Source organism: Erwinia sp. JH02, assembly GCF_013074405.1.
Classification (GTDB): Bacteria; Pseudomonadota; Gammaproteobacteria; order Enterobacterales; family Enterobacteriaceae; genus Erwinia; species Erwinia rhapontici.
The window spans coordinates 191,406-205,395 of the sequence record NZ_JABANZ010000005.1; the positions used below are offsets into that span (position 1 = coordinate 191,406).

The 13,990-nt window shown below is 55.1% G+C and carries 13 protein-coding genes; 3 read left to right on the forward strand and 10 right to left on the reverse strand.

Going from position 1 to position 13,990, the window contains the following annotated elements; translation table 11 throughout:
- Positions 1–36 precede the first annotated feature (36 nt).
- Entirely contained in the window at positions 37–519 is a 483-nt protein-coding gene (folA, locus tag HHI26_RS13455) for a type 3 dihydrofolate reductase (RefSeq protein ID WP_171149235.1), read from the reverse strand.
- A gap of 189 nt (positions 520–708) precedes the next feature.
- Between folA and HHI26_RS13460 the strand changes: the two genes are divergently transcribed.
- Positions 709–1,323, forward strand: a complete 615-nt coding sequence (locus HHI26_RS13460; RefSeq protein ID WP_159336879.1) for a LysE family translocator — start codon at positions 709–711, stop codon at positions 1,321–1,323.
- 45 nt (positions 1,324–1,368) lie between these two features.
- On the opposite strand, the gene ugpC is transcribed toward HHI26_RS13460, so the two are convergent.
- From ugpC to HHI26_RS13490, 6 genes are all read right to left on the reverse strand, one after another.
- Positions 1,369–2,445, reverse strand: coding sequence for a sn-glycerol-3-phosphate ABC transporter ATP-binding protein UgpC (ugpC, locus tag HHI26_RS13465; protein WP_133842335.1), 1,077 nt, complete (start codon positions 2,443–2,445; stop codon positions 1,369–1,371).
- A gap of 5 nt (positions 2,446–2,450) precedes the next feature.
- Positions 2,451–3,278 (reverse strand): carbohydrate ABC transporter permease, encoded by an 828-nt coding sequence (locus tag HHI26_RS13470; protein WP_133842336.1) that lies wholly within the window; start codon positions 3,276–3,278, stop codon positions 2,451–2,453.
- A 10-nt stretch (positions 3,279–3,288) separates the two neighbouring features.
- Complete coding sequence (locus HHI26_RS13475) at positions 3,289–4,212, reverse strand: sugar ABC transporter permease (RefSeq protein ID WP_133842337.1); 924 nt, start codon at positions 4,210–4,212, stop codon at positions 3,289–3,291.
- Between the two features lie 65 nt (positions 4,213–4,277).
- Entirely contained in the window at positions 4,278–5,564 is a 1,287-nt protein-coding gene (locus tag HHI26_RS13480; protein ID WP_241008280.1) for a sugar ABC transporter substrate-binding protein, read from the reverse strand.
- 22 nt (positions 5,565–5,586) lie between these two features.
- Positions 5,587–6,744 carry a PLP-dependent transferase gene (locus tag HHI26_RS13485; RefSeq protein ID WP_133842338.1) on the reverse strand — a complete coding sequence of 386 codons (1,158 nt, stop codon included), beginning with the start codon at positions 6,742–6,744 and terminating at the stop codon, positions 5,587–5,589.
- Positions 6,725–7,444, reverse strand: a complete 720-nt coding sequence (locus HHI26_RS13490) for a FadR/GntR family transcriptional regulator (RefSeq protein ID WP_133842339.1) — start codon at positions 7,442–7,444, stop codon at positions 6,725–6,727. The genes HHI26_RS13485 and HHI26_RS13490 overlap by 20 nt, the downstream gene beginning before the upstream one ends.
- A 280-nt stretch (positions 7,445–7,724) precedes the next feature.
- Between HHI26_RS13490 and HHI26_RS13495 the strand changes: the two genes are divergently transcribed.
- Together HHI26_RS13495 and HHI26_RS13500 are read left to right on the forward strand one after the other, a co-directional pair.
- The gene (locus tag HHI26_RS13495; RefSeq protein ID WP_133842340.1) at positions 7,725–8,060 is read left to right on the forward strand and encodes a toxin; all 336 of its coding nucleotides are present in this window, start codon (positions 7,725–7,727) and stop codon (positions 8,058–8,060) included.
- A gap of 4 nt (positions 8,061–8,064) precedes the next feature.
- Positions 8,065–8,382 carry a type II toxin-antitoxin system MqsA family antitoxin gene (locus tag HHI26_RS13500; RefSeq protein WP_159336876.1) on the forward strand — a complete coding sequence of 106 codons (318 nt, stop codon included), beginning with the start codon at positions 8,065–8,067 and terminating at the stop codon, positions 8,380–8,382.
- Positions 8,383–8,456: 74 nt separating this feature from the next.
- On the opposite strand, the gene HHI26_RS13505 is transcribed toward HHI26_RS13500, so the two are convergent.
- The 3 genes from HHI26_RS13505 to carA form a co-directional block, all read right to left on the reverse strand.
- On the reverse strand, positions 8,457–9,200 hold the full coding sequence (locus HHI26_RS13505; RefSeq protein WP_133842342.1) for a phosphatase PAP2 family protein: 744 nt from the start codon (positions 9,198–9,200) through the stop codon (positions 8,457–8,459).
- A 205-nt stretch (positions 9,201–9,405) separates the two neighbouring features.
- Positions 9,406–12,630, reverse strand: coding sequence for a carbamoyl-phosphate synthase large subunit (carB, locus tag HHI26_RS13510; protein ID WP_167863355.1), 3,225 nt, complete (start codon positions 12,628–12,630; stop codon positions 9,406–9,408).
- Positions 12,631–12,648: 18 nt separating this feature from the next.
- Entirely contained in the window at positions 12,649–13,785 is a 1,137-nt protein-coding gene (gene carA / locus HHI26_RS13515; protein WP_171149236.1) for a glutamine-hydrolyzing carbamoyl-phosphate synthase small subunit, read from the reverse strand.
- Between the last annotated feature and the right edge of the window lie 205 nt (positions 13,786–13,990).

Sequence of the window (13,990 nt, forward strand, 5' to 3'; positions counted from 1 at the left end):
CGTTGTTCGGGTCGGGCATGCCCGACCCGTATTATTTTAACGACGGTCTAAAATCTCAAAGCAGAAACTGTGCGAGTTTTTCTCATCAGCATCATGGAACTCGCTGAAGGTTGACTGCCACTCATCCGGCTCGTAGTCCGGGAAATGCGTATCCCCTTCCACTTCGGCATCAATATGCGTCAGATACAAACGGTCAGCACGTGCCAGCATCTGCTCATAAATGCGCCCGCCGCCAATCACCATCAGCTCTTCCACATCACCTGCGGTTTTTAACGCCTCATCAATAGAAGTCACCCAGGTCACACCGTCGGCATCCCCTTTACGGCTGCTGATCACAATATTCAGGCGACCTGGCAACGGGCGTCCAATGGACTCCCAGGTACGGCGGCCCATGATCACGGGTTTATTCAGAGTATGCTTCTTAAACCATGCAAGGTCGGCCGGCAGATGCCATGGCATGGCATTTTCCATCCCAATCACACGGTCGGCCGCAAGGGCCGCAATCAGGCTAATCATCATATAAAACTCAGCAGGGGGTAAAATTGGCGCCATCATACGGAAAGGCGAAACTTTCGTCGATAGCTAACCGGAGGATATTCAGTAAAGGTTTACAGGGTATCGGTTGCGTCACCTTCTGCCTGTTTTTCCCCCACATTAACCCCAGAGGCATGATAGAATTCTCGGCTCGTTCAGCTACAGACCTTCGTTATGTTAGAAACCAGTTTATTTGTCGCCACCATTGCGGCGCTCGGGATGCTTTCTCCCGGCCCTGATTTTTTCCTGATTATCAAAAATGCTGCCCGCTACCGCCGCAGCGCGGCCATGATGACCGCGATGGGCGTGAACTGCGCCGTTGCCACGCATATGGCTTACTGCGTTGCCGGGCTGGCCGTGGTGATCACCACCACGCCGTGGCTGTTTATGCTGCTGAAATATGCCGGTGCCGGTTACCTGATTTATATCGGTATCCAGGCACTGCGTTCCCGTGGCAGCAGTAAAATGGATCTCAGTAACGTGGCCCCTGAGCACACCTCGCTGAAGAAAGCCTTTATGCAGGGTTATCTGTGCAACCTGCTGAACCCCAAAGCTACGCTGTTTTTCCTGTCGATCTTTACCCAGGTATTGAGCGTTGGCTCCAGTGTGCATGAAAAGCTGCTGTATGCGGGTATTATCCTCGGCCTGTCGACGCTATGGTGGCCGCTATTAGTGGTGCTGATCCAGAGCGCCCCGGTACGTCGTGGCCTGGCCAAAGCCCAGCGCATCGTTGACAAACTGCTGGGTGGCGTACTGATTGCACTGGGGATTAAAGTCGCGCTGTCGTAGGGGTCAGGCACGCCTGACCCGGTGCGGGCTATATATAGCCCGCACCTAAAGCCGCACCTGACTGTCCGCATCAAACAGCAGCACGCGATCCACATCGATCTTCATGCCCACCGTCTCCCCCGCCCGGCAATCCGAACGCAACGTGCTGTAGATCATCACCGGCTCACCGTACAGGGTTCCGTGGATCAGCTCGGATAGCCCTGTCGGTTCGATCAGCGACACCTGCAACGGCAACGCCCCTTCATCCGCCAGATCGCATAACGTGATATTTTCCGGGCGGATGCCGTACGTCACCGCCTTCCCCTGTGGCAGCAAGCCGCGATCGCTCAAGGGCAGCACCAGCGGTGCGCTAACCTCGACGCAAGGACCACGATCCCCGGCACGCACGGTACCGCTGATAAAGTTCATCGGCGGTGAACCGATAAAGCTGGCGACGAATTTATTCGCCGGTGTGTCATACAGCTCCAGCGGACTGCCTACCTGCTGGATCACACCGTGATTGAGCACCACAATGCGATCCGCCAGCGTCATGGCCTCGACCTGATCGTGGGTCACATAAACAATGGTATTATTCATCTGCTGATGCAGCTTTTTGATCTCCACGCGCATCTGACCGCGCAGCTGGGCATCAAGGTTCGACAGCGGCTCATCGAACAAAAAGACCTGCGGCTGCCGCACAATCGCCCGCCCCATCGCCACGCGCTGGCGCTGGCCACCGGATAACTCTTTTGGCCGCCGGTCGAGTAAATGCGTCAGGCTGAGGATCTCCGCCGCACGCTGCACCGCGGCCTCAATTTCTGCTTTGGGCCGCTTTTGCACTTCCAGGCTGAAGCCCATATTGCGCGCCACGGTCAGGTGCGGATAGAGCGCATAGCTCTGAAACACCATGGAAATATCACGATCTTTCGGTGCCACCTCATTCATCAGCCGCGTGCCAATACGGATGTCACCGCTGCTCGCCAGTTCCAGTCCGGCGATGGTACGCAGCAGCGTCGACTTCCCGCAGCCCGAAGGCCCCACCAGCACCACAAACTCACCATCGGCGATGGTCAGGTTAATATCACGCAGCACTTCAACATTGCCGTACTGCTTCTGGATTTGTCGCAGAGAAATTTGAGCCATCAGGATTATCCTTTTACTGCGCCAGCCGTCAGCCCCTGGATCAGGTAGCGCTGAATGAAGGCGAAAAACAGACACGCGGGGATCAGTGCCAGCACGGCGGCAGCCATCATATCTCCCCAGGAAACGGCGAATTTCGACACGAAGCTCAGCAATCCTACCGGGAAGGTCATCACATCGTTTTGGTTGATCAGCATCAGTGAGAACAGCAGCTCACTCCACGCGGCAGTGAACACAAATCCCAGCGTGGCAGCCATGCCCGGCAGTGTCAGTGGCACCAGTACGCGGTACAGCGCCTGAAAACGTGTGCAGCCTTCCAGCATGGCGGACTCTTCCAGATCTTTCGGGATTGCATCGAAAAATGACTGCATCAAAAAAGTGGCAAACGGCACGTTAAATGCGCTGTAGACCAGGATCAGGCCCAGCAGGCTGTTGGTCAGCCCGAGCGGTGCCATCACTTTGTAGATTGGGGCCAGGATCATCACCAGCGGGAACATCTGCGTAAACAGCAGCAGCGCCGCCATCACCGTTTTTCCACGGAAACCAAAGCGTGAAAACGCGTAGCCCGCAGCCGCTGCCACCACCGTCGACAAACCGGCGGTGCCAAACGACACAATCAGACTGTTGGTAAAAAAGGTCGGGAAATCGCTCTCCACCAGCACGCGTTTAAAATGGTCAAGAGTCAGCGCAGCCGGCCACATTGTCACCCCTTCGCTGAACAACAACGCGTCGGGCGTAAAGGCAATTTTAATCACCCAGTAGAGCGGGAACAGCGCAAACAGCAGGTAGAACAGGATACCGGCGCGGTGCCCAATCAAACGTAACAGTGCGTTCATCGACCTCTCCTTATTTCAACAACTGATGGCGAATACGCAGTAACACCAATGCATAACAGGTCATCAGTACCAGCAGGAACACCGCCATCGCTGAGGCGTAACCAAAGTCGAGCTTGCGGTAGGCAGTGGTAAAGATGTAGCTGGAGAGAATTGAGGTGGATCCCGCAGGGCCACCGTCGGTCATCACCACGATCAGGTCGGCAAAGTTGGCAATCCAGATGGTGCGCAGCATGACGGTAATCGCAATCATCGGTGCAAGAAATGGCAGCGTGACGCGCTTAAACTGCTGCCAGCCGCTGGCACCGTCCATGGATGCCGCCTCGTAGAGATCTTTTGGAATGGATTGCAACGCTGCCAGCAGGGTGATGGCAAAAAACGGAATACCAAACCAGACGTTAGCAATCACGGGGCCGTATAACGCGAGGGTGGGATCGGACAGGATGTTGTACGGTTCGCTGATCAGATGCAGATCCACCATCCAGTGCGGCAGAATACCGATCACCGGATTCAGCAACCATGACCACGTCAGACCGGAGAGAAACGCAGGCACCGCCCACGGCAGGAATACCAGTGCCTGTGCCCAGCGCCGTAACGGGAATTCGCGGTTTAGCAGCAGCGCCAACCCCAGACCAAGGAAGAATTGCAACGTCAGCGAGGTCAGCGTCCAGTTCACCGTATGGCCCAGCGCCTTAAAGAAACGTCGGTCATCGAACATAGTGCGGAAATTATCCAGACCGACCCAGCCACTGTCCATCGGGTTCAGCAGTTGGATATTCTGGAAGGCATACGAGATGCCAATCATCATCGGTACAAAAATAAACAGCCCTATCAACACCAGCGTTGGGGTGAGGTAAAGCCAGGGTTCCGCCAGCATACGCAGGCGCAAAAAGCGTGGCGCTCGATCGGCGGGTTCGGTGGTGGCGTCAAGCATCATAGGGCGTCTCCGGTATGAGGTTGGCGGGGGGCCGATCGTCTGTTCCGATCGGCCCGATCACCAGGTTATTGCGCAGCCAGCCAGGCTTTCTGCTCTTTTGTCAGATACTTCGCCCAGTCCTGAACCATCGATTCGGTATCGTTCTGGTCGAGTAATGTTTCCTGGCTGCTCTCTTTGACGATCACCGAGTTAAAGTAGCCCCAGCCTTTCAGATGGGTCGGCATGGTCAGCGGCACATATTTCGGGTCATTCAGTTCGGCAAACCAGCCTGCGAACTGCGGTGAATGGTAGTAAGGGTCGCTTTCTGCGCCTTTATAGATGGGCAGCGTACCGACGAACTTCGACCAGGTGAGGTTGTTCTCTTTGTTACTGAGGAACTGGATCAACTGCCAGGATTGATCCTTCTGTTTCGCCTGCTTAAACACCGACCAGCCGGTATAACCTATCGTCGGGAAGGCTTTACCCGATGGCCCTACCGGCATCGGTGCTACCGCGAAATCGTCCGCTGGCATGCTGTTTTTAATTGCGATCAGCGCATCCGGATCCTGGTCAAGCATCGCGCATTTACCCGAGTAGAACCCGGATACGATCTCGTTAAAGCCCCAGTTCACACTGTCTTTCGGTGCGCCGCCGCTTTTGTACAAATCCACCAGCAGCTGTGCGCCCTTCAGTGCACCAGGCTGGGTGAGCGTACTGTTACCCTGCTTATCGAAGAAGTCTGGAGAGCCGTTCATCGCTGCCATAAACATCATCCAGGCATTGGTGCCTCCAACGCCACCACGCATGCAGTAGCCGCTGATGCCATTACCCAGTGCGGTAATTTTCTTCGCGTCCGCGACGAACTCATCCATGGTTTTCGGTGCTTCGCTCAGCCCGGCCTGCTGGAACAGCTTCTTGTTCCAGAACATGGCGCGCAGATAGAAACCGTACGGCATCATCGTGGCTTTACCGTTGGCGGCACGCGCCATCGTCAGCGCTTTATCCGTCAGCTCTGGCGTGCTTTGCCAGCTTTTCAGGCGTGGCTCAAGATCCTCCAGCATATTGTTACTGGCATACAATCCCTGCCAGGTATCCGGCATCTCCACCACATCCGGCACCTGCCCGCTTTGCAGCATGGTGCCCAGTTTTTCAAACGCCTGGCCCCACGGCAGCGAGATCACTTCAATTTCCGTATCCGGATGCTGTTTTTTATACTCCGTCAGCATGGTTTGCAGCACGGCTGTCCGCGCCGGGCTGGTGATCACTTCCACCAGCGTCAGCTTAGTGGCGGCGATACTGCCGAAGGCGGTGGTCATTCCCAGGCTCAATACCACGCTTTTGAATAATGCAGAGCGCAAAGGATGTTGCATCATACTGTCCTCTTGTCGGGTGAAGTTAGCGGGCAGCAGCGATCGCCTGCTGCAAGTCGAGCCACAGGTCATCGGTCTCTTCCAGGCCGATAGAAATACGGACAACGCGCGGAGACACGCCAAAATCGCGCGCTGAGTTAAACTCTCCGGCCTGATTCAGCACCGAAATAGCCGGCATCACCAGGCTCTCGAAGCCGCCCCAACTAACGCCCATATGGAAAAGATTCAGGGCATTACAGAAACGCGGGATATCCACCGAGTCATCGAGTTCGAAGGAGAACAGGCCGCTGTAACCACTCAGTGTTGAGAAGGGCTGCGGATCCAGCCCTGGGTGATAAACCCGGGTGACCTGTGGATGATCCCGCAGTTGCTGCGCAATCGTCAGGGCGCTGTGATGGTGCTGGCGCATACGCAGTGGCAACGTGCGCAGGCCGCGGATCAGCAGCCAGGCTTCGTTGGCAGAGAGCTTACCGCCGAGGAAAGGGCTGACGCCGCGGGTAATGGCCATGATGTGCTCACGGCTGGCAATCACCAGCCCGGCCACCACATCGCTGTGGCCACTGATATATTTCGAGGCAGAATGCACCACAATATCCACGCCCAGGGTCAGCGGTTTTTGGAACAGCGGCGATGCCCAACTGTTATCAATCATCGTGATCACGCCATAACGTTTGGCCAGAGCGACCAGCGCACGCAGATCCTGTTCACCCATCACCCAGCTGCTCGGGCTTTCAAGATAGAGCAGCGTTGCCCCCGGCAGCGCGGCTTCTACCGCCGCGAGAGAATCACCGTCTACAAACTCGCTGTTGATGTTAAAACGCTGGCAGAAGCCACGTAGAAAGCGGTAGGTATCCGGATAAACGTGGTTGATACACACCACTTTATCGCCCGGTGACACCACGCTGAGAATGGCGTTGCTGATGGCCGCCATCCCGCTACTGAAGGCCAGACAGGCTTCCCCCTGTTCCAGCAAGGCCACTTTGTCCTGCAACGCTTTGACCGTTGGGTTGTCCACGCGTGAATAGAGCGGCTGGTCACTGTCACCGCGAAAACGGGCGATCATGCTGTCGTAGTCGCTGAAGCTGAACAACGACGACTGGTAAATCGGTGGCGATACCGCGCCTTTATCATGGCGGACATCGTGCGTTAGCTGGGTCTGGTCTTTATATTTTTCTGGCTGCATGGATCACGTCCTTCATGTCACGTTCGGTGATATCGAGAATTAAATGGCTGACGCGCGTCGCCTCAATGGCATCACGGCGTGCAATGGCTTCGAACAGCGTGCGGTGCAGCGGAAAGGAGTCGCTGAACAGTGCCTGTTCGGGGGGAGATTCGAAGAACGCGTGCAGGGTGTCGTATAAACCGACCACCATATGTAGCAGTAACGGGTTATGGGCGGCCTGATAGATGCTGGCGTGAAACGCCCAGTCTTCGGCCCCGGCAGAACCTATGGACAGATGTACCCGCTCCATCTCCACCAGCCGCTGTTCTATCAGCAGCAGGTCTTCACGGCTGGCGCGGATCGCCGCCAGGCCACAGGATTCGGCCTCGATGATGCGTCGCACCTCCAGCGCATGCAGCATGTTCTGTGAGTCGTTCTTAAAGCGCAGGGAGAGGAAACTGTCATTGCTGGTGACCTCGGCATGCAGGAAGGTGCCGCTGCCTTTGCGGCGCACAATAATGCCCAGTGCCTCCCAGCGTTTCAGCGCTTCACGTACCGTGTTACGGCTCACCCCCAGTTGCTCTGCCAGTACACGCTCTGGCGGCAAACGTTCACCAATCTGAGTCCCGGACTGCGCCACATAGCGCGTCAACGCGTCCAGCACCAACACATCGCTGTGCTGTACCGCAATCGGCGACAAACTGGCGTTTAATGATGACATCCTGCCCCCTGATAAATTGGCCCAACAACTCAACCTCTTTCAGGTAACGCAATTTTGATGCCAAAAAATCAAGCTATTGATTCAAATGATTTTAACTGAGAAATAAGCAAATCTTCTGAGCGTTAACAGTGCAGATTTGCGAGGCGTTGCGCAGGGAATGAGCAAGTCATGGGACATATCAGCAGGAAGGAGGCAAAATCATCAGGTTCAAAAAACCAACAAAATTCACTTGAACTAACTCATTATTGGGGATAGTTTAAGCCCATCAGGAGATACAGCAGTGGATGCTATCTTTATTGAACTTCCGCCTTTCGCACGTCACCGTGTCGATTATTTTTCTGACGATGCATTTCGCAGTTTGCAGAATCTGTTAATGCTCTGTCCCACCTGCGGTGATGTTATCCAGCACACCGGAGGGCTGCGTAAACTCAGAGTAGGCGATGCCCATCGCCATAAGGGAAAACGCGGAGGTTCACGGGTGATTTATTACTGGTGGCAGGAACAGGCACACTTTCTGCTGTTCACTGTTTACAGCAAAGGAGAGGCAAGCGATCTCTCCCCGGCACAGCGCGACAGCTTACGTTCGCTGCTGGCAAACCTGACTAAAGGAGGGTGATTTTATGGAAAAACGCGATCTTTACCATGAACTGGTCGAGGGGTTTACCGCGCTGGCTGAACATCACCAGGGCAAGAAAACGCTGAAGACGCATCGCCTGGCGGCAAAAGCTGAGGTGGTACTTGCCCCGGAGGAATTGCGCACTATCCGTGAAAACTTACAGCTTTCTCAGGCGGTCTTCGCACAGTACTTACAGACCGGATTAACCACCTATCAGAACTGGGAGCAGGGGCGGGCAAAGCCGAATAAACAGGCCATTTTGCTGATCCGCTTAATTGAAAATGAGTCTACTACGCTGGAAATACTGGCAAAACTGGCTTAAGAAAAGTGTAACTGGAAAAGAATCTCTCAAAGGGCGACCGTAAAAAAGGTCGCCCACTACGGGGGGCTATTCGTTTAAAGCGCGCTGCCTTTCAGACGCTTGAATTCATCTTTGGCTTTTTGCAGCTGGCTGACAAAGGTCGGTTCAGCGTGCAGACGTGCCACAATCGCCGAGGCCACCACGCGAGCCGCGGTGACGTCACTCTGCCAGTGATAACCGCAAATCACTCGGCTCTGGCCCATCTCATAGCCACGTTGCAGAATTTGCCCCTGGCGGTCGGTATTGATCTCAGCCAGCACCAGCGCAGTGGCCCAGCCAATGGTGGTGTGGCCTGAAGGATAGGAGCCATTGGTTGAGAGCTTGCCTTCGTCATCGGAACGGCAGGTGGCTTCATGATAGAAAGCAAAAGGACGGATGCGCATGTAGTGTTGCTTGGCGCTGCGTGTGGCCAGGTCGCCCGCATCTTCGCGCATTTTCTTCACCAGTCGATACTGTTCCGGCGTTTTCTCCAGCGTAATTTCCATGCCGTAAGCCTCGGAGAATGCCTCTGCTACGCCATCGCCCTCAACGTTAGCATCTTTCCAGGCCTGCTTGCCTCTTGGCGTGTCACGCAGCATTTTACCCACGTCATACTGGGTTTTATCATTCAAAAACTCGATGCTGTCCATCGCCGGAGGGGGTGGCAGCAACGCCAGGCTGTCGATGGACTGTGATTCTTTCAGAAAGTAAACGTCAGGTTGCGTGGTGACATCTTTGGCCGCATACGCAGATTGAGCCATTACCGCTCCAACCAGCATCGCCAGAACAATTCTTTTCATGGTTAATTTCCCTATAATCATTGGTGTAAAAAGTGGCTGTTTTTCAATACATAATGTAAAACCCAGCGCCAGTCATCCTAACGAACCCTGACAATGCTGCAACCTGTGCGATCACAAAACCGATAATCAGAAACGACTTTTGCCGAATCGCGCCCCAAAAAAAACCCCGCCGAGGCGGGGTTTGTTGCTGTCACGATGACCGGCGTTAAGCGTTGATCTGCGCGTGCATTTCCTGCACGGAGATCACCTGCTCAGTGGCGCTGGCATTCAGTGACGTGGTGGTGGCGAAAGCACCATTCAGTGTGGTGTCGTAGTGCACCTTGTACTGCAACGCACTGCGGCGGATGAGTTTGGAATCCTCAATCGCCTGGCGGCCTGCGGTGGTGTTAACGATATAGGCGTACTCGCCGTTTTTCACCCGATCCTGAATATGCGGACGACCTTCATGCACCTTATTCACCTGGCGCACCTCAATCCCGGCAGTTTTCAACACCTCAGCAGTACCCGCAGTAGCATCCAGTTCAAAACCAGAATCCTGCAGGCGACGAGCCAGCTCAACGATGCGTTTCTTATCGCCTTCGCGCACTGACAGCAGCGCACGACCGCTCTTCTTCATGTTGCTCTGTGCGCCCAGCATCGCTTTGCAGAAAGCTTCTGCGAAGGTACGGCCCACACCCATCACTTCCCCGGTGGAGCGCATTTCCGGGCCAAGGATAGGGTCAACGCCCTGGAACTTGTTAAACGGCAGCACGACTTCTTTCACGGAGTAATACGGTGGGATGATCTCTTTCGTCACACCCTGAGCAGCCAGCGTTTTGCCCGCCATCACGCGTGCGGCAACCTTCGCCAGCGGCATCCCGGTCGCTTTAGAAACAAACGGTACGGTACGCGCAGCACGTGGGTTCACCTCAATCAGGTAAACCTCGTTGTCTTTCACTGCAAACTGCACGTTCATCAGACCGCGTACGCCCAGTTCAAAGGCCAACTTTTTCACCTGGTCGCGCATCACATCCTGGATTTCCTGGCTCAGCGTATACGCTGGCAGTGAACAGGCTGAGTCACCGGAGTGAACGCCCGCCTGCTCAATGTGTTCCATAATGCCGCCAATCAGCACCTGCTCACCGTCACAGATGGCATCTACGTCAACTTCGACGGCGTCATCCAGGAAACGGTCCAGCAGAACCGGCGCATCATTAGAGACGGAAACCGCCGTGTTGAAGTAACGCTTCAGGTCGATTTCGTCGTATACGATTTCCATCGCACGGCCGCCCAGCACGTAAGACGGACGCACCACCAGTGGGTAGCCAATCAGTGCTGCTTTTTCGACGGCCATTTCAATGGCCGTCACGGTGGCGTTAGCCGGCTGTTTCAGGCCGAGGCGATCAACTGCCTGCTGGAAACGCTCACGATCTTCTGCACGGTCAATGGCATCCGGGCTGGTACCGATAACCGGCACGCCTGCGGCTTCCAGCGCACGCGCCAGTTTCAGTGGCGTCTGGCCACCGTACTGTACGATCACACCCTTAGGCTTCTCGATGCGCACGATTTCCAGCACATCTTCCAGGGTCACCGGTTCGAAGTACAGACGGTCGGAGGTGTCGTAATCGGTAGAGACGGTTTCCGGGTTACAGTTGACCATAATGGTTTCGAACCCGTCTTCGCGCAGCGCCAGTGAGGCGTGTACGCAGCAGTAGTCGAACTCAATGCCCTGGCCGATACGGTTTGGACCACCGCCCAGCACCATGATTTTGTCACGGTCCTGGTTAGGGTTCGCTTCGCACTCCTCTTCATAAGTGGAGTACATGTAGGCGGTATTGGTGGAGAACTCTGCCGCACAGGTATCAACACGTTTGTAGACCGGGTGCAGGTTATGCTGCTCACGCAGCGCACGGATTTCGGCTTCAGAGACACCGGCCACATCGGCCAGGCGTGCATCGGCAAAACCTTTACGCTTCAGGGCACGCAGGAAGTCATAGTTCAGGCCGTTAATGCCCTGGTCTGCTACCTGCTGTTCCAGCTTCACCAGCTCTTCAATCTGCACCAGGAACCAGCGGTCAACATTGGTGAGCGCGAAGACATCTTCCACGCTCATCGCAGCACGGAAGGCATCAGCGATGTACCAGATGCGGTCGCAGCCAGCATCTTTCAACTCGCGACGAATGGTCGTCAGCGCTTCCGGGTCGTCAAGGCCCACTTTCGGGTCAAAACCATGGGCGCCCACTTCCAGACCGCGCAGGGCTTTCTGCATCGATTCCTGGAAGGTGCGACCAATTGCCATCACTTCACCCACAGATTTCATCTGTGTGGTCAGACGATCATTGGCACCGGCAAATTTCTCGAAGTTAAAGCGAGGGATCTTCGTCACAACGTAGTCGATGGACGGCTCGAAGGAGGCCGGAGTCAGGCCACCGGTGATGTCGTTGGTCAGCTCATCCAGCGTAAAACCGACGGCCAGCTTGGCGGCGATTTTCGCAATCGGGAAACCGGTCGCTTTGGATGCCAGCGCTGAAGAACGTGATACGCGCGGGTTCATCTCAATGACAATCAGGCGACCATTTTCCGGATTTACCGAGAATTGTACGTTTGAACCGCCGGTTTCCACACCGATCTCACGCAGTACCGCCAGCGAGGCGTTACGCATAATCTGGTACTCTTTGTCGGTTAGCGTCTGTGCTGGCGCAACGGTGATGGAGTCACCGGTGTGAATACCCATGGCATCGAAGTTTTCAATCGAACAGACGATGATGCAGTTGTCGTTTTTATCACGCACCACTTCCATCTCGTACTCTTTCCAGCCAATCAGTGACTCATCAATCAGCAGCTCATTGGTCGGCGACAGGTCGAGGCCGCGCTCGCAAATCTCTTCAAACTCTTCGCGGTTGTAAGCGATACCGCCACCTGTGCCACCCATTGTGAATGACGGACGGATAATGCACGGGAAGCCCACGTCAGCGGCAACCGCCAGCGCTTCTTCCATCGTGTGTGCGATACCGGAACGTGCGGTATCGAGGCCGATTTTCTTCATCGCAACGTCGAAACGACGACGGTCTTCCGCTTTATCGATCGCATCAGCGGTGGCGCCGATCATCGTGACACCAAATTCAGCCAGCACGCCCTGACGTTCCAGCTCCAGCGCACAGTTCAGCGCAGTCTGGCCGCCCATGGTTGGCAGCACGGCATCCGGGCGCTCTTTCTCAATGATTTTGCGCACGACTTCCCAGTGGATAGGTTCGATATAGGTCGCATCGGCCATATCCGGGTCGGTCATGATGGTGGCCGGGTTGGAGTTCACCAGGATAACGCGGTAACCCTCTTCACGCAGCGCTTTACACGCCTGCGCACCCGAGTAGTCAAATTCGCAGGCTTGGCCGATAACAATCGGGCCAGCACCGAGGATCAGGATACTTTTTATGTCTGTACGTTTTGGCATTGTCTTTCTCTCCCGACCTTAAATAGCTTTTTTAATCAGTTCGATAAAATGATCGAACAAGGGCGCAGCATCGTGCGGGCCTGGGCTGGCTTCCGGGTGCCCCTGGAAGCTGAAAGCGGCTTTATCGGTGCGGTGAATACCCTGTACCGTATGGTCAAACAGTGAAGTATGGGTCACACGCAGATTAAAAGGCAGCTGGCTGTCGTCAACGGCAAAACCGTGGTTCTGGGCGGTAATCATCACGGTATTGTTATCGTGATCTTTCACCGGGTGGTTACCACCGTGGTGGCCCAGTTTCATCTTCACGGTCTTGGCACCGCTGGCCAGCGCCAGTAACTGGTGGCCGAGGCAGATACCGAACACCGGAATGTCGGTTTCCAGTAGGCGTTTGATCGCCGTAATCGCGTAGTCACACGGCTCCGGGTCGCCAGGACCGTTAGAGAGGAACACCCCGTCCGGATTCAGCTTCAGCACGTCTTCCGCGGAAGTCTGCGCCGGAACAACGGTCAGACGGCAGCCGCGATCCACCAGCATACGCAAGATGTTACGCTTCACGCCGTAATCATACGCGACAACATGGAACGGCAGGTCTGCATCAGTCTTCGGCGCAGGCAGCTCACCTTCCAGCGTCCAGCTCCCCTGCAGCCACTGATACGCATCCTTAGTGGTCACTTCTTTCGCCAGGTCCATGCCTTTCAGGCCCGGGAACGCTTTGGCTTTTTCCAGTGCTACAGCGGCATCCAGCGCATCGCCCGCGATGATACAACCATTCTGTGCCCCTTTTTCGCGAAGCAGACGGGTCAGCTTACGCGTATCGATATCGGCAATAGCGACAATGTTGTGGCGAGTCAGGTAATCAGACAGGCCTTCTTCATTACGGTAGTTGCTGGCAATCAGCGGTAAATCACGGATAACCAGGCCCGATGCATGTACCTGAGAAGATTCTGCGTCAGCGGAGTTGGTGCCGACATTGCCGATATGGGGATAAGTAAGAGTGACGATCTGGCGGGAATAGGAAGGATCAGTGAGGATTTCTTGATAACCGGTCATTGACGTGTTGAAAACAACTTCTCCCACTGCCGACCCGGTTGCCCCGATGGCCCGACCGTGGAATTGGGTTCCGTCTTCCAGAACCAATAGCGCTGACTTAATCAAAACATCCTCCAGGGAATAAACAGTCACAATATATGCATATTAATTCAGGAATGACCCCAAAATCAATGCAAAAACTGCCTGACTGCTCAGTTTTTGGCAAATTGGGCGCATTCTAATGATCGCCCTCTCTATTGTCTACCCTGCGAGGATGTTTTTCTGCGTTTTTTAACTAACTGAGCGTAAATCCGGAAGATTTACCCTGAAA